The organism is Streptomyces sp. NPDC005483 (assembly GCF_040606035.1).
GTDB lineage: Bacteria > Actinomycetota > Actinomycetes > Streptomycetales > Streptomycetaceae > Streptomyces.
In genome coordinates, this window is sequence record NZ_JBEXEA010000003.1 from 456,429 (window position 1) to 478,159 (window position 21,731).

32 protein-coding genes are annotated in these 21,731 nt (G+C 68.4%); 3 read left to right on the forward strand and 29 right to left on the reverse strand.

What is annotated here, in order from left to right:
• Window positions 1–3 precede the first annotated feature (3 nt).
• A complete protein-coding gene (locus tag ABZT06_RS08220) occupies window positions 4–324 on the forward strand; it encodes a DUF4429 domain-containing protein (RefSeq protein ID WP_355736628.1) in 321 nt (106 codons plus the stop codon).
• Here ABZT06_RS08220 and ABZT06_RS08225 read toward each other — a convergent pair.
• From ABZT06_RS08225 to ABZT06_RS08320, 20 genes are all read right to left on the reverse strand, one after another.
• Complete coding sequence (locus ABZT06_RS08225; protein WP_355736631.1) at window positions 321–683, reverse strand: hypothetical protein; 363 nt, start codon at window positions 681–683, stop codon at window positions 321–323. The genes ABZT06_RS08220 and ABZT06_RS08225 overlap by 4 nt on opposite strands.
• Complete coding sequence (locus ABZT06_RS08230) at window positions 684–1,100, reverse strand: hypothetical protein (protein ID WP_355736634.1); 417 nt, start codon at window positions 1,098–1,100, stop codon at window positions 684–686. It abuts the gene before it with no gap.
• 10 nt (window positions 1,101–1,110) lie between these two features.
• Window positions 1,111–2,070 carry a glycosyltransferase family 4 protein gene (locus ABZT06_RS08235; protein ID WP_355736637.1) on the reverse strand — a complete coding sequence of 320 codons (960 nt, stop codon included), beginning with the start codon at window positions 2,068–2,070 and terminating at the stop codon, window positions 1,111–1,113.
• 74 nt (window positions 2,071–2,144) lie between these two features.
• Complete coding sequence (locus tag ABZT06_RS08240) at window positions 2,145–3,101, reverse strand: phage major capsid protein (RefSeq protein ID WP_355736639.1); 957 nt, start codon at window positions 3,099–3,101, stop codon at window positions 2,145–2,147.
• Window positions 3,102–3,120: 19 nt separating this feature from the next.
• Window positions 3,121–3,774: a hypothetical protein gene (locus ABZT06_RS08245; RefSeq protein WP_355736642.1), complete on the reverse strand. Its 654-nt coding sequence runs from the start codon at window positions 3,772–3,774 to the stop codon at window positions 3,121–3,123.
• A 60-nt stretch (window positions 3,775–3,834) separates the two neighbouring features.
• Window positions 3,835–4,608, reverse strand: a complete 774-nt coding sequence (locus tag ABZT06_RS08250) for a hypothetical protein (RefSeq protein WP_355736645.1) — start codon at window positions 4,606–4,608, stop codon at window positions 3,835–3,837.
• Entirely contained in the window at window positions 4,589–6,052 is a 1,464-nt protein-coding gene (locus ABZT06_RS08255; protein WP_355736648.1) for a phage portal protein, read from the reverse strand. The genes ABZT06_RS08250 and ABZT06_RS08255 overlap by 20 nt, the downstream gene beginning before the upstream one ends.
• The gene (locus tag ABZT06_RS08260; RefSeq protein WP_355736651.1) at window positions 6,049–7,827 is read right to left on the reverse strand and encodes a terminase; all 1,779 of its coding nucleotides are present in this window, start codon (window positions 7,825–7,827) and stop codon (window positions 6,049–6,051) included. Before ABZT06_RS08260 ends, ABZT06_RS08255 begins: the two co-directional genes overlap by 4 nt.
• A complete protein-coding gene (locus ABZT06_RS08265) occupies window positions 7,817–8,173 on the reverse strand; it encodes a hypothetical protein (protein ID WP_355736654.1) in 357 nt (118 codons plus the stop codon). The genes ABZT06_RS08260 and ABZT06_RS08265 overlap by 11 nt, the downstream gene beginning before the upstream one ends.
• Window positions 8,174–8,226: 53 nt before the next feature.
• A complete protein-coding gene (locus tag ABZT06_RS08270) occupies window positions 8,227–9,285 on the reverse strand; it encodes an HNH endonuclease (protein WP_355736657.1) in 1,059 nt (352 codons plus the stop codon).
• Window positions 9,286–9,625: 340 nt separating this feature from the next.
• Window positions 9,626–9,856, reverse strand: coding sequence for a hypothetical protein (locus ABZT06_RS08275; protein ID WP_355736659.1), 231 nt, complete (start codon window positions 9,854–9,856; stop codon window positions 9,626–9,628).
• Window positions 9,857–10,150: 294 nt separating this feature from the next.
• Complete coding sequence (locus tag ABZT06_RS08280) at window positions 10,151–10,462, reverse strand: hypothetical protein (protein ID WP_355736661.1); 312 nt, start codon at window positions 10,460–10,462, stop codon at window positions 10,151–10,153.
• A gap of 2 nt (window positions 10,463–10,464) precedes the next feature.
• A complete protein-coding gene (locus ABZT06_RS08285; RefSeq protein WP_355736663.1) occupies window positions 10,465–10,668 on the reverse strand; it encodes a hypothetical protein in 204 nt (67 codons plus the stop codon).
• The gene (locus ABZT06_RS08290; RefSeq protein ID WP_355736666.1) at window positions 10,661–11,095 is read right to left on the reverse strand and encodes a hypothetical protein; all 435 of its coding nucleotides are present in this window, start codon (window positions 11,093–11,095) and stop codon (window positions 10,661–10,663) included. The genes ABZT06_RS08285 and ABZT06_RS08290 overlap by 8 nt, the downstream gene beginning before the upstream one ends.
• The gene (locus tag ABZT06_RS08295) at window positions 11,095–11,409 is read right to left on the reverse strand and encodes a hypothetical protein (RefSeq protein ID WP_355736668.1); all 315 of its coding nucleotides are present in this window, start codon (window positions 11,407–11,409) and stop codon (window positions 11,095–11,097) included. The genes ABZT06_RS08290 and ABZT06_RS08295 overlap by 1 nt, the downstream gene beginning before the upstream one ends.
• A gap of 43 nt (window positions 11,410–11,452) precedes the next feature.
• The gene (locus ABZT06_RS08300; protein ID WP_355736671.1) at window positions 11,453–11,638 is read right to left on the reverse strand and encodes a hypothetical protein; all 186 of its coding nucleotides are present in this window, start codon (window positions 11,636–11,638) and stop codon (window positions 11,453–11,455) included.
• A 14-nt stretch (window positions 11,639–11,652) separates the two neighbouring features.
• Window positions 11,653–12,159, reverse strand: a complete 507-nt coding sequence (locus ABZT06_RS08305; RefSeq protein WP_355736674.1) for a DUF6221 family protein — start codon at window positions 12,157–12,159, stop codon at window positions 11,653–11,655.
• A gap of 18 nt (window positions 12,160–12,177) precedes the next feature.
• Window positions 12,178–12,564 carry a hypothetical protein gene (locus ABZT06_RS08310; RefSeq protein WP_355736677.1) on the reverse strand — a complete coding sequence of 129 codons (387 nt, stop codon included), beginning with the start codon at window positions 12,562–12,564 and terminating at the stop codon, window positions 12,178–12,180.
• Window positions 12,565–12,585: 21 nt separating this feature from the next.
• Window positions 12,586–12,786, reverse strand: a complete 201-nt coding sequence (locus tag ABZT06_RS08315; protein ID WP_355736680.1) for a hypothetical protein — start codon at window positions 12,784–12,786, stop codon at window positions 12,586–12,588.
• A 14-nt stretch (window positions 12,787–12,800) separates the two neighbouring features.
• Window positions 12,801–13,670, reverse strand: a complete 870-nt coding sequence (locus ABZT06_RS08320) for an NAD-dependent epimerase/dehydratase family protein (protein ID WP_355736683.1) — start codon at window positions 13,668–13,670, stop codon at window positions 12,801–12,803.
• 26 nt (window positions 13,671–13,696) lie between these two features.
• Here ABZT06_RS08320 and ABZT06_RS08325 point away from each other — a divergent pair, with 26 nt between their 5' ends.
• A complete protein-coding gene (locus tag ABZT06_RS08325) occupies window positions 13,697–13,906 on the forward strand; it encodes a hypothetical protein (RefSeq protein WP_355736686.1) in 210 nt (69 codons plus the stop codon).
• A 14-nt stretch (window positions 13,907–13,920) separates the two neighbouring features.
• On the opposite strand, the gene ABZT06_RS08330 is transcribed toward ABZT06_RS08325, so the two are convergent.
• From ABZT06_RS08330 to ABZT06_RS08370, 9 genes are read right to left on the reverse strand one after another with little or no spacing between them, the layout of a single operon-like run.
• A complete protein-coding gene (locus ABZT06_RS08330) occupies window positions 13,921–14,517 on the reverse strand; it encodes a class I SAM-dependent methyltransferase (RefSeq protein ID WP_355736689.1) in 597 nt (198 codons plus the stop codon).
• On the reverse strand, window positions 14,514–14,834 hold the full coding sequence (locus ABZT06_RS08335; RefSeq protein WP_355736692.1) for a hypothetical protein: 321 nt from the start codon (window positions 14,832–14,834) through the stop codon (window positions 14,514–14,516). Before ABZT06_RS08335 ends, ABZT06_RS08330 begins: the two co-directional genes overlap by 4 nt.
• Window positions 14,834–15,541, reverse strand: coding sequence for a hypothetical protein (locus tag ABZT06_RS08340; protein ID WP_355736695.1), 708 nt, complete (start codon window positions 15,539–15,541; stop codon window positions 14,834–14,836). The genes ABZT06_RS08335 and ABZT06_RS08340 overlap by 1 nt, the downstream gene beginning before the upstream one ends.
• A gap of 11 nt (window positions 15,542–15,552) precedes the next feature.
• Complete coding sequence (locus ABZT06_RS08345) at window positions 15,553–17,502, reverse strand: glycosyl hydrolase family 28-related protein (protein ID WP_355736698.1); 1,950 nt, start codon at window positions 17,500–17,502, stop codon at window positions 15,553–15,555.
• Window positions 17,499–18,650, reverse strand: a complete 1,152-nt coding sequence (locus ABZT06_RS08350) for a hypothetical protein (RefSeq protein WP_355736701.1) — start codon at window positions 18,648–18,650, stop codon at window positions 17,499–17,501. Before ABZT06_RS08350 ends, ABZT06_RS08345 begins: the two co-directional genes overlap by 4 nt.
• Before the next feature lie 12 nt (window positions 18,651–18,662).
• Window positions 18,663–19,010: a hypothetical protein gene (locus tag ABZT06_RS08355; protein ID WP_355736703.1), complete on the reverse strand. Its 348-nt coding sequence runs from the start codon at window positions 19,008–19,010 to the stop codon at window positions 18,663–18,665.
• 51 nt (window positions 19,011–19,061) lie between these two features.
• A complete protein-coding gene (locus tag ABZT06_RS08360; protein ID WP_355736706.1) occupies window positions 19,062–19,349 on the reverse strand; it encodes a hypothetical protein in 288 nt (95 codons plus the stop codon).
• Entirely contained in the window at window positions 19,343–20,842 is a 1,500-nt protein-coding gene (locus tag ABZT06_RS08365; RefSeq protein ID WP_355736708.1) for a hypothetical protein, read from the reverse strand. The genes ABZT06_RS08360 and ABZT06_RS08365 overlap by 7 nt, the downstream gene beginning before the upstream one ends.
• Window positions 20,843–20,862: 20 nt before the next feature.
• Entirely contained in the window at window positions 20,863–21,270 is a 408-nt protein-coding gene (locus ABZT06_RS08370; RefSeq protein ID WP_355736711.1) for a hypothetical protein, read from the reverse strand.
• 105 nt (window positions 21,271–21,375) lie between these two features.
• Here ABZT06_RS08370 and ABZT06_RS08375 point away from each other — a divergent pair, with 105 nt between their 5' ends.
• Complete coding sequence (locus ABZT06_RS08375; protein WP_355736714.1) at window positions 21,376–21,564, forward strand: hypothetical protein; 189 nt, start codon at window positions 21,376–21,378, stop codon at window positions 21,562–21,564.
• Window positions 21,565–21,731: the final 167 nt, after the last annotated feature.

The window sequence follows — 21,731 nt, forward strand, 5'->3', positions numbered from 1 at the left end:
GACATGGACGTCAAGGGCGTACTCGGCAGCATCAGCTTCGACGGCGAATGGATCACCATCACCAAGACACCCGTCGGCCAGCCGCCAGCCCCTGTTCGCCTCCGAGCCGCGGACGTCACCGGAACCCACCGCAAGCCGGCAACCCGCCTGTTCCACGGCTACGTACAGTTCCTTCTTCCAGGCAGCACGGCCGCCGGAGAGAAGAGTGGCGTCATGCAGGGAGGACGACCGCCGTACAGCGACCCGCACTCCCTCTCCATCCCGTACAAGAGCAACGATGCAGCCGAGAAGCTGGTCGCCGCCGTCGAGCAGGCCCGCGGTTAGCCGGTCACCCGGTCGGCCGCGAACTGGATGACGCCACGAGTCCCGGTGAACGGGGAATGGCCCCAGTCGCCGGGCTCGCCGGTGATCTGGCACTTCATGCCCCGCACCATCACCTGATCCGTAGTGCGCAGCGGCTTGCCAGCCGGGGCATACACGGTCCAGCCGACGATGACCGTGTCCCGGGCCTGCTGCTCGGCGCCGCCCACCTGGGGCGTCTCCGCCCGCGGGGTGACGACACAGCCCGGCAGATCGAACGACTCGTCGGGGCCAGGAAGCGGCTGCCCGCGTGGATCCCGGCCCGGGGATGCGCCGGTGCGGAGGATGCGCACTGTCTCCCCGAACGGGTACGGGGCGGGCACTCAAATCCACCCCCAGCCCGGCTCGTACTCCAGGCCGTAGCCCTCGGTTTCATCGACCGGCCAGGTGGGTGAAGGATCCGCAGCTGCGGGGGTCGGATCCACCGTGAACGCGCCGCCGCGGCCCGCCAGCGACTTGAGCGCCGACTTGTCGGACTTCGTCAGATACAGGCCGCCCGAACCGGACGGGCGCTGCACCGACATCGGGCCGATCGTCTCGTAGGACACCTGCTGCGGATTCACATACGCGCGGCCCGCCACCGACAGCACCACCGCCTCCGCACCCTCAGGGAGCGGCTTCACGACGGTCTGGCACAGCGAAATCGCCGTAGTGATCAGCAGGTCTGCACGGTCCCCGTCGATCTCGTCCAGCCCCAAGTACAGGCCGAGCTGTTCGACGGTCGGAGGAATGAACGCCACCGCGCGCCTCCTATCCGGTCGAGCCCTCCACGGCCTGACACCAGGCGGCGAGATCTGCAGCTGGGTTGAGCTCGACACTGCGGGCCTTGGCCCGCTTGCTGGCCAGCCGGTACTCGGCTGCGGTGCCCAGCTTCCGCAGGACCGCCTCGTAGCCGGCCACGTCCTCGCGGTCCACGAAGATGCCGGCCTCACCCAGCGACTCGCACAGCCCCGGGGTGGGGTGCGCGACCACGGGAATCCCGCTCGCGAGCGCCTCGCATCCGGCCCGGCCCCATGACTCATACGACGACGGCATCAGCAGCACTCGCGTGCGGGCGTACACCTTCTCCCGCATGTCGGCGCCGTCCACGTGCTCGACGATCTCGACGTTGGGCAGGTCGGGGAGGATCTGCTCCCCGTAGGCGCCCTTCACGGCGAGGAACTGCTGATCCGGCATCCGCTCGGCGAGGGCCTTCAGGACCTTGCCGCCCTTCTCCGGGTTGCAGTTGATCAGCGTGATGGCCTTGCCGGGCTTCGTCGCATACTCGTCAGCGACCACCGGCGGACGCACGATCAGGCTGTCGGCAGGGCGGATACTCTTCGGGTACTCGGCGAAGAACAGCTCCGCCTCCGCCTGCATCCACTGGCTGTTGTAGACCGCCAGCGACGTCCCGCCAGCAGCCATGTCGCGGAACGTCGGCCGGTGCGTGTTGTGGCACACCACCACGAGCCGCTTGCCGTAGCCGCGGGCCAGCGACGCCGTCGACGGCACCGTCTCCAGATGCGCCACCAGCACATCCGCCCGACGAACCGCCGTCGGGAAGTCCAGGCGCGCCTCCAAGGGGATGACCTTGATGCCGCGGTACTCGTACTCCTTGCTGGCCTTGCCGTAGCGGGACAGCCACACGGACACGTCGTGCCCGCGTTCCACCAGCGGGCGGAGCATCGACACGAGCATGTGCTCGGCGCCCGCATTGTGCTCCGGCGGCATGGCGTGAACCCTGGCGACGATCTGCAGGGGCTTGGCTGCCCCGCCCGGCGCGGAAGCCGGGACAGCCCTCGCCATCAGGACCCCGAAGGGGTGCCGGTGTACTTCACGAAGGCGTCTTCGGAACCCATGACGAAGCCGTAGTAGGCCTCGGCGAGGATCAGGACGAGGTTCTCCTGGAACGCGGAGTGCACGCCGCCCTCCTCGTCCACGTAGGTGGCCTGGTCGGACAGGCGCACAGTGATTTCCATACCCACGCCGTATGCCGCCTGGCTCCAGTCGCCGCCGATCGCACGCAGGCCGGTGTCCGTTGACGTCGACTGACGCCGCTGCTTGCCAGAGACACCTCGCGAGTACGCGAGAGGCTCGCCGATCAGCGTGCCCGCCTCCGCCATGTCGTTACCGGACGTGCGGGTCTCGATGAGGATGAGCTGGCCGTTGGCGTCAGTTGCCCGAAGGAGCGTCGGCTTCAGCCTCGGGTCGGCGACGGTTCCGGTGTAGTCCCAGTCGCCGTCGATCACGAGTGACATCCCGTCGACCAGGTCAGCCCAGACCCCTCCCTCGTTGCGGGGAGCGGTGCCGAGGGCGACGCTGTTGGGTGTCGCGGCCAGGTACTCGGAGAAGGGGCCGGCGGCGCCCTTCATGGTCTTGCCGTGGATCGCTGCGTGGTCGAAGGCCCGCGCGAACGCTGTCGGCAGGTCGCTCTGCAGCTGGTCGAACAGGCCGCCCGCGTTGGTCTTCGCGACCTCCATTGCGACCGGGATCAGAACGGCCAGCTTCTTGGCCTGCATCTGCTTCACGTCGACGCCGCCCGTCGACAGGGGCTTCTTCGCCGCCTGCCCGACCCAGTCGGCCGTCGGGACATCCATCGGGATCGGCACCGACGTGGTGGCGTCCAGGGCCAGCGGCGCGCGGCGAGCGAGCGCCATGATGGCCGACTGCTCCGTGGACTTCTCGAAGATCGGGCCGGTGATGGTGCGCGGCAGCAGTGAGGCGCTGACGCTGGACAGTGTGAGGGGGGCGGTGACCGCCATGATATCTCTTCTCCCGCAGCTACTTGAGCTGCGAACTCAGCCACCCGGCGAACTCATCGCGCGGGCTGGGGGCCTTTGTCTTGTTGGCGCCGGACGCCTGAGTGCGATCCGGTGCGGGACGCCGCGGGCCCTCCTGGGGCTGGCTCTTCGCCCAATGCGGCTTGCGCTCCAACAGCGCCTGGAGGTCGGCCTCAATGGCCGCCTCGTCGATGTCGCCATCGCCATCGATGTACGAGTTCAGATCCAGAGCGCCGACCGCGTCCTCCGGGTCAGCGAAGGCCGCCCGGTCGTCCGCAGAAGCGCCTGCGATCGCCTGAACGCGGGCCTTCACCAGGCGCTCACGCGTCGCCGCGATCTGCGCATTGGCCCGCTCCAGCTGGTCGTTGAGACGCTCGGACTCCGACTTCTCGGCATCCTTGATGGCCTGCAACTCCGCAGCCTTCGGCTCCAGCTCCTTCAGGCGCTGCCGGAGGTTCTTGGCCTCCTGGTTCGCCTTGCGGATCTTCGCCTCGGCCTGCTTCCGGTCGAACGGCTTCTCCTCGCCGCCGGAGTCCGCCTCCTGGGCGTCCTCCGTCGACTCGCTGCCGTCCTGCTCCTCAGTCGCCGTCTCGTCGACGGTCTCCTCGGTGCCGGACTCCTGCTGCTCGCTGGTCTGCTCGGTCTCTTCAGGCATGACGAATCGGCCCTCCAGGGGCTGTCGAAATGAGAAAGGCCGCCACCAGGGCGACCAGGGTCAGAAAGCTCCAGGGAGCGGATTGCTGTCGTGCTCAGCCAGCGCCCGACGGAAGCGGGCCAGTTGGCTGCCGGAGTGGCCGGCGGCGTACTCCTGGTACAGCCGCGCCCACTCGCGGGCGTGCGGGGATTGCTCGAAGCGTTGACCCGCAAAGACGGGGGTCACGCCGCAGTGGCAACCATCGTGGGCTTGGAAGCGGACTGTGTCCTGCGCATAGACAGCCCCGCGCGAGGAAAGCAACTTACAGAAGGCGCAGGCCCCAAGTGCCGCTGACCTCGCCCAGGCTGTCGCCTGCCGATCCTGACGCACGGCGTCAATGACCGTAGCCCGGCCCGTATCGGCGACCAGCTTCTGCGCGACCAACTCGGCCTTCTTCTCCGCCTGCTCCAACCGTGCATCCAGCGGTTCGAGTTGCGCAGCCGTCGCCACATCCGGCTCGCGTTCCCAGATGTCCTTCGTCGCCCACCGCAGACCCGCCTCGGTCTGCGCTTGCGGCGGCGGATCCGCGACAGGCACCGTGAACGAGCCGGGCACGCCCGCCGCGTCCCGTTGGGCGTCATAAAACTCGGCGCCCAGGCCGGCCGACGTTCGCGCGTACTGGTCGACGATCGCCTGCACGGCAGCCATCCAGTCCGGAACCGACGTGCGCAGCCGCGACGGGATGATGAGCCGCCGCAGGCCGCGCACATCCCGCACCAGCAGGCGTGTCAGGCCGAGTTGAGCGGCCCGATATCGGTCCGGGTCACGGCCACCGTCAGAGACTGTTGTCGCCACCGGAAACCTCCGCCGCCGACGGCAGGTTCGCGGCAGGCTGCTCGTTCAGCGAAGCCAAACGTTCCAGCAAACCACCACCGGCCGCGGCAGCACTCGACCGGCGCCGGTCCACGGCAATCCGCTGCCGCTGCCCCTCCGTGAAGCCGGCCATCTCCAGCGTGACGTCGCTGTCGGCCGGCAGGACACCCGCCTGTACAAGCTTCACCGTGGCATCCACCTGGGCGGCCACCGTGGGCGTTGCTGGATTCCGCCACACCGTCTCGATGCGGCGCGTCTTGTCGGGCGGCTCACCGTCCCGCACCCACAGCGCGAGGCGCATGGCCTGCTGCCAGGACGCACCGAAGCGGCGAATCCGCCGCTCCGAGCGCTTCACCAGCTTCGCCTCAGTCGACCGAATCGCGTCCGCGCTCGCCGGGTTGTCGGTGGTGTAACCGAGCATGTGCGGCGGCAGACCGAACTGCGACGACATGATCCGCGCGTACAGGTCGATGATCTTCGTCATGCCCGTCGGGTCATGCGCCGCGAACTGGCCCACCGCCGGCACCTGGCCGTCCTCGTCCCGCTCCAACGCCAGCACCCGGCCGATGTACGTCTCCCACGCGCTCTTCGCCGTACCGTCCGCGTCCTGAAACGCCGACTCCGACGCCCCCAAGATGTAGCGCTGCGGAGCCCCGAAGAACTCCGCCGCCACCTCCATACCCATCAACCTGCGGCACGCCGCATCCGTGATCGACATGACCTCCGGGGTGATCTCCGACTTGCCGACCCGATCCGCAGTCCGCTGCCGGTTCGCCATCCGCACCACCGGCACAACACCGAGATTGTGGATGTCCCGGTCGACGACCTCCCAGCCACCCGACTCGTTCGGCAGGCACATCACCGTCTGGTCCGGCAGATACAGGACCAGCATCCGCTCCTCAGGCCCCGACTCGATGAACGTGTCAGCCGCACACTCCCGCAGCGCAGCCGTACCCATCCGCAGCCGGGCATCCCACATCAGCGTCATATCCAGCGGGGACTCCGCCGAGATCAGCGGCGGGCAATCCTCGCCGCAGTCCCCCGAGCCGACCGCCAGATACTCCCGGCCGTACACCAGCGCATCCAGGTGAGCCAGACTCGACTCGTCGAACAGATCGTTCGCCTCGGCGATCTCCGCGAGATCGCTGGAATCCGCGCCGTCCGCCCACCGGAACGCCTCCAAGTCGAGGCGCTCCTCCAGCGACTCAACGCCCACCCGCGGCCAACCGATGACCGTGTGCAGGCCCTTCAACTGCGGCGGGATACTGATCCCCAGATCGCGGACCAGCTGCTCGCCGTTGAAATACGCGTCCCGCAGCATCAGCGCCCACCGGTCACGCAACATGTCCGCGCGCAGCATGTTCACCAGCGCCAGCTCGTCATCCGAGAGGTACACCAACGGCAGTTCGGGGATGGAAACGGTCACCGCAACACCACCACCCTGCCTTTGCCGCGCGACTTCGGCCGCTTCCCGTACTGCTTGCTGTTGAGGAGCTTCCGGCGAAGCATCCGGGCGCCAACCATGCACACCGCGAGGTCGATCTTCCGGGCAGACTCACGATGCTCCTTGCCGATCGTGATCCCCCAAGCGTTCGTCCGCCGCCGGGCATTGGCGACGTGGGAGCGCATCAGTTTGTGGCCGTCGTGCGTAAGACGGCGCTCGAGGATGTCCTCACCCGTGCGCTTCACCGCATCGGTGAACTCCTCCTGATGCCGCGGGGCGCCCATGTCCCAGCGGACCGCGTGCTGCTTCGGTCCCGCGGTGACGGCGTGCAGGATCAGGTTCGAACCGTGCTCCTGGCCCCACCTGTCGAGGTAGGAGTACCAGTAGCGTTCGCCGTCCTCGTCCTGGCCCGAGCCCGGGTCGCAGAAGAAAGCCAGCACCTTGTAGGCATTGAACGCCCGCTCCACGACACCGTCGACCTCGTCGCGCGGCACCGACCATGGCACGTCGAGGTTCCAGTTCGCCGGGCGCTGCCACACGCCCAAAGTGAAGACGTGCCCGTCCGACATCCGGCAGCCAGCCAGCGCTGTGGCGTCATCAGACTTGGATCCGTCGAAGAACATGACGATCTCTTCGCCGTCCAGGACTTCAAGGGCGTCGGCCTTGCAGGCGTCCCACTCGTAGGGCGCCATCCAAGCATCCTCGGCCGCAACGATCATGTTGAACCAGAAGCGGCGCGACCTGCTGGGTGGATTCCTGACGTCAGCAATGGACTTCACGATCCGGTCCACGTTCAGCCAGGTTGCGTCACCGCGGATCGACCGGATCACCGCCGGAGCGTCCTCCACCGTCAACGGCGCCTTCGGCGGGGCCTCGAGCGAGTCGTACAGCAGACCCGAATCCATCACCCGGCCGGCATCCACCGCCTCCCAGGCTTCCCTGTCCCGCTCGGCCACCGAATCCTGGCCAGGCTCATAGGCGTTCGTGATGCGCAGGGTTCGTGCCGCGCCATCCGCTGACTTCGTGGCGTTCCGCTCGATGACGTCGGCCATGTCGTGGCCCGAGTTCGACGAGTCCCAGTGATGCGTCTCGTTGAGCAGCACGAACGTGGCCCGTGCGCCCTCGAGCGTCGACGGCGACGACGTGACGGCCTGGATCAGCCGCGAGTCGCCGAGGGCGTTGACGGTCTCCTTGCCGACCTGGATGCGGTAGTGCTCCTTCGCCTCCGCCGTGAAAAGCGAGGGGAAGAGCCGCATCGTGTTTTTCGTTTGCTCCAAGCTGACCGCCGCGGTCTGCACCCAAGCTTCCGGACTGTCCGTTGCGATCGGCGTACCGTCCGAGGCCCAGCCAGCGAAGCGGGACGGGCCGAGAGCCTCCCCCGCGCACAGGCAGGCACCGACCGGGTCTTTTCCCCAACCCTTCAAGCGCTGGAGGACCCCATCGCGGTACGCGAACGCCCCCGCCTCATCGAGTGCGAACCACCAGAGGATGAAGCGAGCCTGCTCGTCGGTGAAGCGCCACGGGACGCCGCGGGAGTGCTGCAACCAGACGCCGCACCAGCCGAGAAACTCCCAGCCGAGCGTCGCCTCGGGCAGTAGCCAGGTGCCGTCCGGGTTCCGCTGCCAGGTCGGGCCGATCAGCTTCGGCTCCCACTCCAGCTCGGGGCGTGGAGCAACCGTCAGCAGCCGCTCCCGATACCAGCCGATGACCTCGTCATGCCCGTCGTCCTGGCGCTCGACCGACCGCCTACGCGCCACGGCCCCAACGCGCCATCGCGGCCTGGCGAGCCGAAGCCGACGCATTGCCCTTCGCCGGCGCCTCCTCATCCGGAAGCTTCAGCCAGCCGAGCAGGCGAGCGAGGACGCCCCGGTGCTGCCGCAGTTCCTGAACCAGAGGGGACGCGACCGGCTGCCCCATGCTGCCAGTGACCATCAGGTCGGCATGCACGAGCTCCGCCTCAAGCCGCTCGATCAGATCGATCTCCCGGCAGGCATCCTCCAGGACCCGCAGCTCATCGATGCGCAACTCATAGTTCCCCGCGATCTCCGACCAGACCACCAGGGCCTTATCGCCGAGACCCTCAGGGGGTTCGATCTTGGACATGGCGACCCTCCTGGGGCCTCGTGGAGGCCCACCAGGGGCCGAAAAAATACAGCTCAGGCGCTTGCAGATCCAGAGCTTCTAGACGGCCCCGATCCCCGAAAAGCCCCATAGGGGGGTATTGCCCCTATCTGTCCGATTCGAGACCCGAGTTCCTCAACTGCTCGCTGATCGAGCTGGAGCCTGTCGGTCTTGATCGAGTTACAGAGGTAGTGGGCCAGCTGAACGTTCGCTGGTTCGTGCGTTCCACCTTGCGCCAACGGAACGACATGATCGAGTGTCGGCGCTTGAGGGTGTGGAACGACCTCATCCCGTGCTACAGCCTCACCGCACAGCTGGCATGTCCAGTGGTCCCGCTCGTACACCTCGGGCCGGCTGACGGGTGCGACGAAGGCGTTGCGTTCCAGCGCTCGGCGCTTGTCCTTCGCTGATCGTCGGCCACAACGGGGGGAGCAGTTCTGGTCGCGTGGATTGTCGGTCACGAACCAGGCTCTGCACATCGGACAGCATGCGCTGAACCAGCGGCGCCGCAACGGGCGAAGCACTACCGGTCGGGCCATGCGCGGCGCCGCTAGCAGCGGCTTCCAGGCGAGCTCAACCTGGGCGTGCTTCGCGTGGCTCACCTCGTACCAACACGTATGCGAGCAGTAACTCGCTCCGCGCTTGGTCACCACTGCCTGCCGATCGCACCGCGCGCAGGTGATCGTGTACTGCCTCTTCTTCCCCCGGTCATACAGGCGGGATTGGAAGTGCCCGTGCTTCTCCTTGTAGCGGCGCTGGTACTCGCGCATGCGCTCCGCGTTGAAGGCTTTCCTGCATTCCGACTTACCGCACTGTTTGCGGCGGGGGTTGGTCATGGGGGTCGCGCAGTAAGGGCACGGCACCGCAGCAGATCGTCGAGCTTCTTCCCGAGCAGCAGCGGCTTGTGCCTGGCGCGTGAGGCGTCTCCGCTCCCACTCGTCTGCTCTGCCGGTCTCGCGCGCCCGAGTCTTGTTGAAGCGGGAACGGCAGTTGGCGGAGCAGTACTTGGGGATCGGTCCGTCGCCAGCCACGGGGGCCTTCTGGTCACATTGGGCGCAGTTGATCCACTCAGGTCTCATTCTGTCTCCAGGCATGCGGAAGGCCCGATGCCTGGAGACATCGGGCCTTCCTTCCTGCGGGAGCTACCCGCAGGCGTTTTCGGTTGTGAGGTTGATCAACGCTTCCGGCTGGAACCCCTGTTGGCCTTGCTGCCGGGCCAGATGCCTGTCGCCTCATGGAAGCGCAGAGCACAGAATCCCTTAGCCCGAGGCCCGAGGAACCGGCTGGTCCTGGACACGCAGCGCGTGAACGCCCCGCTGCGAGGCGCGTATCCGATGCCGGCCGCCTTGCCGTTGGATGTCGGACGATCACTCCAATACCGACGCCCTTCGCGGACGATGCGCCGGTTGGACTTCGCACGATTGGCCACAGGTCTCACTCCTTCTGCGGCGCGGGCTCCTGGTCTACGGGGGCTTGTTCTTCGTCTACCCGTTCGACGCGTAGGACTTGCGCAGCGGGGATGGCGAGTGCGACGCGGTCGGGTTTGATGAGGTCGCGGTCTTTGAAGAGGACCCAGCCGTCGACGAACTCGACGGTGAGGTTGGGGTCTTCGATGACGGTGTCGTCGCCTCGCCGTTCGGCGTGGACTACGAGGTAGGCGGGCATGGTCACCGCCTCACAGAAGACCGGGATGTTGCTCGCCGGGCCGTTTCCGTCCGGGTCGCGGGTTGGCGCGCTGGGCGGCGTTCCCTTCGGCTGACGACTTCCGCATGTGGCAGGGCTCGCAGACTCCTTGGAGCTGCTTGTGGTCGTCGGTTTTGGCTTTGATGTGGTCGCAGTGCGTGGATGGTCGCACTCCGCAGAGGACGCAGATCGGGTTCCGGGCGAGGGTCTCGGCACGGAGGCGAGCCCAGTTTGACGGCAGCCGGCTTTTGCGGTCTGAGTTCTTCCATCCGCCGCTCATGGTGCCGGGGTTCCCTCCGCGTCGTTGCGGTACTTGGCGAGCGCCTCGCGAACGCCGTCTTCACCGCTGTCGCTGGAGTCCAACCATTCGACGGCGTGCCAGACGTCGGCGAGGCGCTGAACTCGGGCAGCGGCGCGCGTCTCCCATTGCCGGAGCAGGAGCAGGAGTTCTTCGGTCTCTCGTGCGGCGTCCTGGGCGTAGCCGAGGCCTGCGAGCCGGGAAGCCATCTCTTCGAGGTCGTGGCGGTGGGATTGCAGGTCTTCGAGGTCTTGCATGTAGCAGAGGTAGTTGTAGCTGCCGCCGCTCATCGCTACTCCTCGGGGCTGCGTTCGGTGTCGCTGTTGAGTGCCCATCCGCCGAAGCCGGCGCGCTGTCCGGCCGGTGTGCTCGCGGTGGCGACTCCGTACAGCCGGGTGGCGGTTTCTTCGGCTCGTCGGAGTGCGTCGTCGGCGCCGGTGACTTCGACGGTGATCTCGCGGATGCCGTCGGACAGCTTGACGGTGACGTCAGGCATCGGTCGTGCCGGGGCAGTCGTCGATGTGCTGACGGCCGAGGGTTTGGAAGGCGAGAGTGCAGCACCGGTTTGGGTGAGGCTTCGGCATCGGTTCGTGCCTGATCGCATCCCGCAGTTCGGCCTCCGCCTTGCGGATCTCGTCCTGTACCTGCTGGCGGAACTGTTCGAAGTCGGGCTCGACCCGGATCTTCAGCGGGTATCCGTCGGGGTCGACCGGCGTGTCGTTGGCGGGGATGTCGACGGTCTCGGGGGTGACGATGACGCCTCGGGCCCCGATCTTGTCGGCGAGGTCCTGCCAGTAGTCGCGGTACGGGGCGTCTGCTCCGAGGGCGATGCGCTGCGGCATGCACTGGTCGACGACGAGCACGAATGGCGGCCGGTCGTCGTCGCTGCCTTCGGGGAGTTCGAGGATCTGCAGGCGGGCCATCAGTCGGTCACCGCCTCGTAGGTGGCGGCGAAGATGTCGGGCTTGACTGGGTAGCGCTCGCCTTGGACTCCTGTGACGATCCAGTCGCCCGGGCAAACGGTGTGGCCGCCTTCGAGCGTGTCGATCCAGCCGTGTACGTGCCAGATGCGGCTGCACGGTTCGTGCAGCTTGTCTCCGGCGTACTCAGGGTCTGGGTGCCGGAAATACCGGACTACGCGCCCCTCGTGCTCGGGATGCCCGTCCTCGGGGTGGTCACCGTTGACCCACCACTGCACGGCTTCGATCTCGACGGGCTTCTTGCGGTAGCGGGCCATGGCGCGGGCTCCTGTGGGGTTGGGGACGCCGAGCGCGTCGAGGTCAGGGGTTGTCCACGACGGCGGATGTCGCCACGACGGACACGCCTTCGTTGGGCACCAGCGCCACGGTCTTCTTGCTGGCGTCGCGAAAGACGAACATCTTGTCGTCGCCGTCGTAGGTGAAGGACTCCGCTTCGATGCGCTGAGGGCTCAGGCCCTGGTAGCGGATGACAACGAACTTGCTCATGGCGCGGAGTCCTTTCAGGGCTTCCAGCGGGGTCCGCGTAGCGCTTCGGGCACGTCGCTGGTGGTGATGGGCAGGGTGAGCGCGTCAGCGAAGGCATCCCGCAGCATTCCGCCGAGGCCTTCGGGGTGCCGCTTGGGCTCGGGGGCTTCCGGCCTGTCGAGCCCGCCGAGGGTCTCGTCCGTCAGCCCGTGGGCGTGCGCGAGGTCGAGCAGCTCGGGGCAGTCGTTGAGATTGTCGACGTTCGGGTCGTCACAGTCGCCGAAGGTGCCGCAGCCGTGGCAGGCGGTGGCGTACAGCCTGTCTTCCGCGTGCGCCGGATCGATCTGGTGTCGGGCGAGGATGCGGCGGTCCGCCTCGCAGCGGCGGAGTACGGCCTCCGGGCGGTTGAGGTTGATGTGCCGTTCGGCGATCAGGGATCCAGCGGCGTGCCAGGCGAGTAGGGATGCGATGTCGTCTCGGGCTGCCGCTGCAGCACGTTCGGTCTTGGCGACTTGCTGGGTGATCCAGGCGTGGAGATCCATGGCGCGGGCTCCGTGGGGTCAGTGCGGGTCGACGGGGACGGAGACCAGTCGTAGCGGGTTGTCTCGTTCCTCGACGGCCTTCAGCGTGTGGATAAGCAGCGCGCGAAGCAGGGCTCGTTCTCGCGAGCTTTCGGGCATGCCGCCGTCCTGGTCGACGACGCTGATGGTCTGGCCGTTGGAGTGCCCGTAGATGAGGCTGACGGGGCTCGGCTGGTAGAGCTTCGCATACTCCTGCGCGTACTCATTGAGGGTGCGCATCAGGTCTTCGCCGTCGATCGTGTGACAGAGGCTGCAGATGCGGACCGAGGCGTTGGCGTGGGCTGGCTTGTTGTACGACCATGCGTGCTCGCAGAGGTCGTCGGCAGCCATCGGCTCGCTGGCGGGCAGGTCAGTGTTGGAAGCCATGGGCGCGGGCCTTCCGTGGGTTCAGCCGATGAGAACGTGCTCGTGGGCTGCGATGGCGGCGAGGAGGTCGGCGACGGTGGGGGTGGCGTTGTCGTCGCACTTGGGGTCCCAGTTGCCGAGTTCGTAGCCGAGGCATCCAAAGCAGCGCAGGGTGAGGATGGCGCTGCTGCCGTCGGTGTAGGGCTCGGCGTGGACGGTGATGTCTTCCGGCTTGGCCTGCACGGCGCCACCTCCCGTCAGGTGTTGAGCGCTCGCCGCACGCCCTCTTCGAGCGTCACGCGCGGTACGTAGTGGTTGAGCATGCGGCTGGGGTCGCTGACGCGGTGGTGGACGCCCTGCGGCGCGTCGGTCCGGTGTTTGAAGTGGGGTCGGTAGCCTGCCGCGTCGGTGACCATGCGGGCCAGCTCGTCGAACGATGTCGCCCTGCCCCAGCCGAGGTTGACGGGTCCGGTGACGTCGGCGTCGAGGAGTGCGAGGGTGGCGCCGATCAGGTCGTCGATGTGGATCCAGTCGCGTGTGCTGCTGCCGGATCCCCAGATCTCGAACGGGTCGTCGCGCCGCTTGGCTCTGGCGATGAACGCGGGGAACGGGTAGCACGGGTCCTGGTCCTCGCCAAAGCCGCTGAACGGCCGGGGAATCAGGATCCGGCAACCTTCGGCCTCGGCGTAGGTGGCGAGCTTCTCCCCCGTCAGCTTCGCCCATCCGTAGGTACTGTCCGGCTCTTCCATGTACGCGAGGTTGATGTCCTCTTCGTACAGGCGCCGCACGTCGCCGGGCTGCTGAAGCGCGACCGGATAGGCCGCCGACGAGCTGAAGAACACCGCCCTCGGCGTGCCGGTGCGGATGAGCCACCGCATGTACCAGGCGTCGAGGGCGAGGTTGGTGGCGACGCCGAGCGGGCTGCCGTCGATGCTGGCCCGGCCGCCGACGATCGCCGCGCAGTGGATCGCGAGGTCGAAGGGGGTGTCGTCGTGGCGGAAGAAGTCGAGGGCGTCGCCGCTGGCGTCGGCGAGGTCGATGCCTGTGACGTCCCAGCCTCGGGCCTCCACCGCCGCGTGCAGGTGACGGCCGACGAAGCCCTTGTGGCCGCTCAGGAAGACGCGCACGGGCACCTCCTGACACGATACGGAGCATGGAGTCTGAAGAGGTCGCGGGCGGCTACAAGAACGGCGGCATCCTCGATCCGGGTGCGGCGTACTACCGGAACGCGCACCCGTGGAAGTGCGAGGTGTTCCTGCCACTCCGTCCCACTCCGGAGCAGATCGAGGTTGCAGTGCTGATCCGGGCATTCCAGGACGACATCGATCTGATCGACACGTCGGCTCTTGACGAACTCCCGTAGAGATCTCTGCGCCGTCAACCCGCCTTCACGGCCCGGTACACGCCCCACGGCAGACCGCTGTCGACGGGTTCGAGTCCGATCCGCGCGCACGCGTCGGCCTGCTGCTCGCGGGACCAGGTGGTCACGCCGATCCAACTGTCAGCTTCGGCGGGCTGATCGGAGGCGGGCCAGTCGAGGACGAGGATCCCGCCGAGCTTGGTCGCGGCCCGCAGCCGACCGATGATGTGCAGGCAGTCCGCGTAGCTGTGGTGGATGAGGACGGCCAGGCTGTAGACGGCGTCCATCCGGCGGCGGCCGAGGTGGGCGGCGATGCCGTCGGCTGCGGCGTGGACGGCGGTGATGTCGGGGGCGCGTTCGGTGAGCCGGTCGAGCATCCGCTGTGAGGAGTCGACGGCGGTCACCTCGTAGCCGAGTCCGGCCATGGGGATGGCGACACGTCCGTCACCGCAGCCGAAGTCCATGACCTTCGCCCCGTCGGGAATGACGGTGGCGAGCATCGCGGCCTGCGCCTTCCCGGACTCCCAGTAGGCCTCTTCGGAGACGCGGCGCAGCGGATGGATCGCGTCGGGGTCGGCCTGGTCCCAGGCTTCGATGACGGCTTCGGCGGTCACGCGACCTCCACGGGCATCTCAGCTCGGCGTGCCGCCGAGGTTGCGGAGGTCGGGAACTCGCATTTGTCGTTGACGAACACCCAGAGCGCGCCCGGCATGGTGCAGTCGGCGGTCACGGGGTGCCGGTCGGCGTACATCCATCGCTGCTGGATCAGCGCCATGTGGTCATCGCAGGTGAGGCTGTTGTCCAGCTGCACGTCCCACATGACGTGCCACGTTGCGGGCTTGCCGCAGTCCTCGGACGCTCCGGACGGCTTGTAGCCGCAGGTCTGGGTACTGCCAGGCCGGGGCTCCCCTTTGGGAACGAAGGGATCCATCAGCCCTCCTCGACGAGCTTCCGCAGCTTGTCCAGGTCGGCTTCGAGGCCGCCGTTGTCGCGGTAGTCGTAGTAGGCGGCCGAGTCGGCGGACACCTGCTCCGGGCTGTTGCACTCCTCGTAGCCCTGATCCATCTCCGCCTTGGATGCGGCAGGGTGTAGGTGCTCGATGACCATGTCGTCGAGGTAGGTGATGCGGCCCATGCCGCAACCCCAAGCAACCCAGACCAGGTCGACGCACAAGTGGACCATGGCCGGAGGCGCCATGTACGAGAGCGTCGTCACGATGTCTGAGGTCATCGCCACGGCGGTCGCCATGGCTTCGCCTTGCAGGAGGTCGTTGCCGTAGACGATGCCGGGCCCACCGGACAGGCAGATCCGGATCCGCTCATCCCACGGCGTGGCGGCGGGCCGGGGCCGGTGGTCGTCGCCGAGGAACGCGAGGAACCGGTAGTCCGGCGCGTTCTTCACCGCGGCCTGGTTGAGCGTGCCGACGAGCCGCTTCCGCGCCCAGAACACGAACCGGACGCGCGCATCGTCGGCGTAGACCTTGGCCTGCTGCTTGTACCCGGTGAGCTCGGGGTCGTCCTTGTCGACGCAGAACAGCACGTCCGCGGTGGCCCCGGTGTCGTCCCACGCCTGCATGATCTCGGGGATCGCGTGGGGCCGGCCGCGGGTGGGGATGATGACGAGGAGGTCGTCGGCCATGGCGCGGGCTCCTATCCGACGGCGGCCCAGTAGGTCAGGTTCGTGGCCGTGTTGCTGGCCGGTGTGATCGGGGCGGGAAGCGCCGTCAGCCCGGTCCCGTTGGTGGCGTAGCGCAGTGAGGCTCCGCTGAGGTTGGCGCTGTGGAGGCCGCCGCTGAGCGTGCCGCCGCGATAGATCTGCGGCATGGTCGTGGCGGTGACGAGGAACGCCACCCAGTACAGGCCGGGTGTCGCGGTGACGTTGATGGTCTCGGTGAAGGCTCCTGTGCCGGTGATGCGCGCGTCGACGCCGACGCTGGCGAGCAGGGTTCCTGCCGCGTTGTAGAGGCCGACGAAGTTTCGGCCGGCGGTGGCGCCGCTGCCTGCGCCGTTGCTTCCCCAGATGAGCTTTGTGAGGGTGGTGTACTTCGGCACGTAGACCGCCGATAGGTAGAGCGTCCCGCTGGTTCCGGCGGTGCCGTTGCCGATGGTGGCGGGGTCTTGTGTCCAGGCGACGAGGTTGTGGTCTGCGGGCCTGGGAACGCCGAGGGCCCTTCCGGCGACCGAGAGGCTGCCGGTGATGCCGTCGAAGGTTCCGCCGCCGTCGAGCGTGCTCGCGGGGGCGGCCGGGTCGCCGACGATTTCGCGGATGTTGAGGCCGCGCTGCAGGCGGGTGTTGCCGCCTCCGTCCCGCCATCCTGCGGTGTTGCCGTTGAGGGTGCCGGAGTTGACGGCCACGTAGGTGTTGCCGGTGGCGGAGAAGCCGTATTGGGGGCTGCGGGTGCCGGAGCCGTCGTCGTCGATGCCGGTGAGGACGCTGATGTCGGTGGCGATGACGTAGGCGGGGCTGGTGTCGACGTTGAGGCCCGCGTAGTTGCCGCCGCCGGTACCGCCGTTGCGGCCGTCGCGGTTGAGGCGCGCGTTGGTGATGACGACGGTGGCTCCCGCGGAGCCGCCGGTGACGAGGATGCCGTTCTGGGTGTTGCGGTCGGTGGAGCAGCCGAGCAGGGACAACTGGGCGTTGCCGGGCACGATGTGAAAACCGCGCAGGTTCCATTCGGCGCGGCAGGCGATGAGTGTGCTGTTGCCGCAGCCGGACAGGTAGAAGCCGTAGCCGCCGGCCGCGATCGACTCGACGTCGATCATTGTCGTGTCGGTGGTGTTGTTGAACGAGAAGGCGTTGCCGCCGGTGTCGGAGGCGACGATACGGCGCAGGCGGCTGGAGTAGGGGGCCTGTGGGAGTCCGGCGGGGGCGGAGAAGTTGTAGGTGAAGTAGATGGCGTGCCCGCCGAACTTCTTGATCGACAGGTTCTCGAAGACGAGGCCGCGGATGGTGCCTTGGGCCTGGACGCCGTCGATGCTGTTGCCGCCGGGGAGGGCGGTGCCGTCGAGGGTGAGGTCCAGGAGCCGCTGCTCGCACGATTTGGCCGCATACCCGCCGAGGGGTGCGTCGAGGATGCGGATCGCCGAGACGCCGGAGAAGCTGGCGAGCGGTTTGATGCGGGCGTTGATCTGCGTCCAGCCGCTCAGGTTGTCGAAGTGGTCGCCGTGGCTGCTGCGGAGGGTGACGCCGGGCGGGATGGTGAGGGGCGCCGAGGTGCGGTAGGTGCCTGCAGGCAGGTAGACGGTTCCGCCGGTTCCGGCCGCGTTGAGTGCGTTTTGGAGGGCGGTGGTGTCGTCGGTGGTGCCGTCGCCTGTGGCGCTGTAGGGCGTCTTGGTGGCGTTGATCCAGTCGACGGGGGTGAGGTTGGCGGCGTAGGCGCGGTCGCCGTGGGGGTCTGTGGCGGCGACGTGGCTGGTGATCGCGTCGGCGGCGGCGGTGTCGGCGATGGCGGGCACGTCGGCTGCTTCAGCGAGGCCGCTGACGGCTCCTGCGCGCCCGTTGACGGAGAAGACGGGGCCGACTTGGGCTTCGATGACGATGCCGCGGCGGCCGTCGACGGTGACGCCCGGGGCGTTCTCGCCGGTGACCTGGATTCTCATTCGCGGGTCACCTCCGGGTCGATGATCGCTTTGCCTTTGAGGAGGCGGACGACGCCGGATCCGAGGACGAGTTCGAGGTCCCAGCGGCCGTTGCGGGTGACGGTGGCAGTCACAGCGGCGGGAATGTTGAGGGTGACGGTGCCGCCGACAATGGCCAGATACGAGGTGAGGTCAAGGAGTAGGTCCCCGCTGGGGGAGGCTTCGGAGCGGATCTGTGCGCGCGCCGTGAACCCGGCCCACGTGAAGTCGGGGTCGTCGACGGTGCAGTCGAAGACCTGGCTGAAGGTGGCGCCCTGCTCGATCACGAGGTCCCATTCGCCTGCCGCCAATCCGGCCACCCCCTCCGGAAGGTCGTCGTCTCCGCCCGCGAAGGCAGCGCTCAGCTCGGATTCGCCGGTGAGGGTGGCCGTGGCGTTCGCGGTGAGGATCGCGGCAGTTGTGAGCGTGGTGTCCCCGGCGAGTTCGGCGGAGGCGCTGGCCACGAGTTGGGCTGCGGCGGTGAGGCTGCTGTCGCCGGAGAGGGTGGCGGAGGCGTTCCAGACGGCGCCGTCGGAGAGCGTGTTGAACAGGTCGAGGGTGGCTTCGTCGGTGACGCCCGCATCGCGGTGGGCGGACATGTCGACGGCGCACTGATCGACGGAGGCGGTGATCCAGGCGGGGGTGGCGAGGGTGCGCCGGTTCGTCCACGTCGTGCCGTCGGGGCTGGTGTCCCAGTAGACGTTGACGCCGTCCTCGCGCAGCCGCAGGAAGGCGTGCGTGACCGGACTGTAGCCAATCTCGACGGCGCCGGCGTCGAAGTATCCGGTGTCGGACTGCATGCGCAGCATGCCGGTGACGGCGTTGACGGTGAAGCCGCACCGGTAGCCGAAGGTGGGGCCGGTGTTGTCGTTGATGCCGGGCGCGTTGACCATGACGGCGCAGTACGCCTCGGTTGCCGTCGATGCCGCGGGGGCGGTGACGACCTTCACGAAGAAGGAGGCCCCGGCCATGGTCCACGTGTAGGAGGTCTGGTAGCCGGCGTAGGAGCCTGCGACGCACGGCACGTGGGCTTTGCCGCCACTCTCGGTGACGCCTCCGTAGGCGTTGCCCCAGTCGGGGGCGATGACGTTGTCGTTGAAATTGTCGACGAGGCTGGAGAGGCTCGGCATGCGGGCCCCCGATCAGCTCAAGGACAGTGCGAGAGCTCCGGCGACGATCCGCAGGTCGTCACCGGCGCCGACAGTGCGGGAGGCGGCGAACGGCCCGTACCAGAGACGGACCGGCGTGCCCGCAGAGTCCCAGATTTCGACGCCGACGACGGTCGCGGCGGGCATGCCCGCGAAGACGATGTCTGCGCTGTTGCTGGTCGCCCCGGAGGATGCGGCGCCCACCGTGAGGGTCTGACGGGCGTAGGAGCCGCCGGTGACCTCCGCACCCGCCGCGGTGTCCGTGCCGTTGGCGGTGACGAGCGCCACCTTCATGGGCGTCGTGGGGGCCGTGCTGGACAGTCCGAGGATCCAGTCGAGCATCCGGTTCTCGGCCGTGTTGGTCAGTGAATCGGCGATCGAACTCGCCTCCTCTCAGGTGATGGTGAGGATTCCGGCTTTGCGGACAACGTCTTCGCTGCCGGGCGGGTCGAGGTTGATCCACACCCGGTAGTCGCCTGCAGCGAGGGCCAGGCTGGTGCCGGGGCCGATGAGGATGCGGGCGTCACTGCCGGACCAGGCGGCGTCATGCCATTCGCTGTCGGCGGGGTTCGCGCGGTGGGAGACCAGCGCCACCCGGACCGGGGTGGCGCTGGAGTCGACACCCGCAGGCAGGGTGACGGGAATGTGCAGGTACTCGGTGGAGGAGGCGGGGATCAGCACGGTGCTCCTGCCCCCCAACCGCCGGTCTGCGGCGTGCCGATGGGCCACGGGTCTCCGTGCGGTGCCCCTGTGGTCCACGGGCTGTAGGGGGCGCCGACGGTGATGTCGACGTCGTCGCGGGTGGAGTGCGTCGTCCCGCTGGCCGCGAGGGTGGCCGTGACTGCGATCGCAGCGTTGATGGCAGCTGCTGTGGCGCCTGCCGCGGCGAGGGCTGCGGCGGCGGCGAGGCCGGCCCCTGTGGACGTTGCGCGGGCGCCAGCCGCGGTGAGGGTGCCTGTCCCGGCGAGGGCGGCGTCCCCGAGCACGGGCGGTACACCAGTAACTCCGCCAGCCGTGAAGGTGGCCGTGGCCGTCAGGGAAGCGTCACCGGCGCATGCGACTTGCCCTTGCGCGGCCAGGTCTGCTGCGGCTGCGATGCCTGTGTCGGCCTGGGTGTTGCGCAGTCCGTCCGCTGTGAGCGCGGTGGTCGCGGCAAGTGCGGCCTGCCCGGGGTGGTCTATGAGCCCGCCGGCGGCCAGCGCGGACGTGATCGCCATGTCGGCGGCGGCGCTGGCCCCGTACTGTCCGGCTGCCGCGAGGCTCGCGGTGGACGTGAGTGCGCTGTCGCCGCCTGCTGCTCTTTGCCCGGCTGCGGCCAGGGCCGCTGTTGCTGCGAGGGCGGCATCGCCGCTGGTGGTTACGGTGCCGTCGGCGGTGAGGGTCGCCGTTGCGGTGGCGGCCGATCCTGTTGATGTCGCCCGGGTGCTGTCTGCTGCGAGGCTGGCCGCGGCCGTGACGGATGCGTCGCCGGTTGTGGCGCGCACCCCGCCCGCAGCCAGGCCCGCGGTGGCCGCGAGCGCTGCACCGCCTGTGGCGGCCCGCAGCCCTGACGTGGCCAGGGTTGCGGTCGCGGCGAGCGCGGTGGAACCTGCGGTGGCTCGCAGGCCCGTGGCGGAGAGTGTGGCGGTGCTGGCTGATGCCGCGTCGCCTGTGGTGCCGGAGGTGACGTCCGTCGCGGTGAAGTCGTCGAAGCGGAGGGCGTTCGTCGACTCGGCGCGGATGCCGACGCTGGTGCCGGTGGTGACGGCCGTGTCGGTGACGGAGATCCGCAGGGTGCCGTTGATGTAGCCCTTGATCGCGGTTCCGACGACCTGGAGTTTCACGACGTCGCCTGCGACGGCTGCGGCGGCGTAGCTGCCGATGCTGGTGAAGCTGCCGCCGACGACGGAGAAGATATTCCAGCTGGTGCCGTCGTTGCGGAGCAGGTAGCCCTGGCTGATGGTGCTGTTGCCGCGCGCCCACACGCCGTGGCTGACGGCTGCGGTGGCGGCGATGGTGGTCTGGACCGAGTGGTCGTTGGTCGCCATCGCACCGGTGGCGCGCAGGATGATCGTTCCGCCCGCGTTCCCCGAGCTGAGCTGGTTGGAGACGATCGACCAGGTGCCGGACACCTGAGTCCAGTTGGCGCCGGGGCTGCCGTCGGCGCGGTTGAAGTCGTCGGTGAAGGTGGCCATGGCGCCTCCCCGTCAGGGCGTCAGGCCGCCTGGGGAGTTAGCGCAGCGCTGAGCGTCGCGAGCGAGAACGAGTCCGCCGATGCCCACGCCTTCGATGCGGTCAGCGCCACCGTGAACAGAAGCGTTCCGGCAGATGAGGCTGTCCACACCGAGATGTGGGTGAGCGTCTCGCTGGTGCCGCCGTTGGTCCACGCCGACGGCGCCGTGCCGAGCGAGAGTGCGGAGCCGGACGACGAGCTGGAGAAGATGAAGCTGTTGCGGGTCGTAGAGCCGACGGACACGTTGGAGGTCCCTGCGGCGCCGGGGTCGCCGGTGTGCAGCTGCACGAACGTCCCGGCCACGGCCGAGTAGGCGGCGCCGCCGTTGCCAGTGGTGCGGAGCGTGTTGAGCCAGCCGGAGACGAGGCTGGGGGCGAGTCCTGCGGTCACTGCTCGGCCTCCTCAGGCTCCGGCTGGCTGATGTCGTCGTCGGGCTGGGCGGGGGTGACCTCGCCGGAAGCCTCGACGGTCAGGACGAATGCGTGCTCGTTGGCCATGACGCCTCCTCAGCCGGATGCGGACGGGCTGCCCTGTTCGGACTCGCTCGGTACAGGCGAGGCGGCCGGCTCGCTCGGCGACTCCGTCGGGGACGGAGTGGGCATCGACGATGTCGGGCTGGTGGGCGGCCGGCTCGTCGATGGCGACCGCGTTGTGGACGACGGCGCGGGTGTCGGCTTGTCGTGACTGCAGGCAACCGGGCCGACGAGGAATCCGGCGACGAACAGGACGGTGATGACGGGACGGCGCACGGGGCTCCTCGGGTGCTTGGCGGTCCCGCCGCCCGCGCGGGGGGCTGCGGGCGGCGGGACGTCGGGGCTCGGAGTGAGCGGCCTGCCCCGGCTGTTGTTGTC

Bases quoted from the DNA above. Each gene is read 5' to 3' on its own strand.
- ABZT06_RS08275 (WP_355736659.1), bottom strand. From the start codon at position 9,856: ATGCCCGCCTACCTCGTAGTCCACGCCGAACGGCGAGGCGACGACACC.
- ABZT06_RS08235 (WP_355736637.1), bottom strand. From the start codon at position 2,070: ATGCCGCCGGAGCACAATGCGGGCGCCGAGCACATGCTCGTGTCGATG.
- ABZT06_RS08290 (WP_355736666.1), bottom strand. From the start codon at position 11,095: ATGGCCCGCCTGCAGATCCTCGAACTCCCCGAAGGCAGCGACGACGAC.
- ABZT06_RS08340 (WP_355736695.1), bottom strand. From the start codon at position 15,541: ATGGCCGACGACCTCCTCGTCATCATCCCCACCCGCGGCCGGCCCCAC.
- ABZT06_RS08270 (WP_355736657.1), bottom strand. From the start codon at position 9,285: ATGCCTGGAGACAGAATGAGACCTGAGTGGATCAACTGCGCCCAATGT.
- ABZT06_RS08295 (WP_355736668.1), bottom strand. From the start codon at position 11,409: ATGGCCCGCTACCGCAAGAAGCCCGTCGAGATCGAAGCCGTGCAGTGG.
- ABZT06_RS08350 (WP_355736701.1), bottom strand. From the start codon at position 18,650: ATGCCGAGCCTCTCCAGCCTCGTCGACAATTTCAACGACAACGTCATC.
- ABZT06_RS08305 (WP_355736674.1), bottom strand. From the start codon at position 12,159: ATGGATCTCCACGCCTGGATCACCCAGCAAGTCGCCAAGACCGAACGT.
- ABZT06_RS08245 (WP_355736642.1), bottom strand. From the start codon at position 3,774: ATGCCTGAAGAGACCGAGCAGACCAGCGAGCAGCAGGAGTCCGGCACC.
- ABZT06_RS08375 (WP_355736714.1), top strand. From the start codon at position 21,376: ATGACGCCTCCTCAGCCGGATGCGGACGGGCTGCCCTGTTCGGACTCG.
- ABZT06_RS08355 (WP_355736703.1), bottom strand. From the start codon at position 19,010: ATGCTCGACTGGATCCTCGGACTGTCCAGCACGGCCCCCACGACGCCC.
- ABZT06_RS08325 (WP_355736686.1), top strand. From the start codon at position 13,697: ATGGAGTCTGAAGAGGTCGCGGGCGGCTACAAGAACGGCGGCATCCTC.
- ABZT06_RS08310 (WP_355736677.1), bottom strand. From the start codon at position 12,564: ATGGCTTCCAACACTGACCTGCCCGCCAGCGAGCCGATGGCTGCCGAC.
- ABZT06_RS08220 (WP_355736628.1), top strand. From the start codon at position 4: ATGGACGTCAAGGGCGTACTCGGCAGCATCAGCTTCGACGGCGAATGG.
- ABZT06_RS08300 (WP_355736671.1), bottom strand. From the start codon at position 11,638: ATGAGCAAGTTCGTTGTCATCCGCTACCAGGGCCTGAGCCCTCAGCGC.
- ABZT06_RS08265 (WP_355736654.1), bottom strand. From the start codon at position 8,173: ATGTCCAAGATCGAACCCCCTGAGGGTCTCGGCGATAAGGCCCTGGTG.
- ABZT06_RS08280 (WP_355736661.1), bottom strand. From the start codon at position 10,462: ATGAGCGGCGGCAGCTACAACTACCTCTGCTACATGCAAGACCTCGAA.
- ABZT06_RS08345 (WP_355736698.1), bottom strand. From the start codon at position 17,502: ATGAGAATCCAGGTCACCGGCGAGAACGCCCCGGGCGTCACCGTCGAC.
- ABZT06_RS08365 (WP_355736708.1), bottom strand. From the start codon at position 20,842: ATGGCCACCTTCACCGACGACTTCAACCGCGCCGACGGCAGCCCCGGC.
- ABZT06_RS08240 (WP_355736639.1), bottom strand. From the start codon at position 3,101: ATGGCGGTCACCGCCCCCCTCACACTGTCCAGCGTCAGCGCCTCACTG.
- ABZT06_RS08285 (WP_355736663.1), bottom strand. From the start codon at position 10,668: ATGCCTGACGTCACCGTCAAGCTGTCCGACGGCATCCGCGAGATCACC.
- ABZT06_RS08335 (WP_355736692.1), bottom strand. From the start codon at position 14,834: ATGGATCCCTTCGTTCCCAAAGGGGAGCCCCGGCCTGGCAGTACCCAG.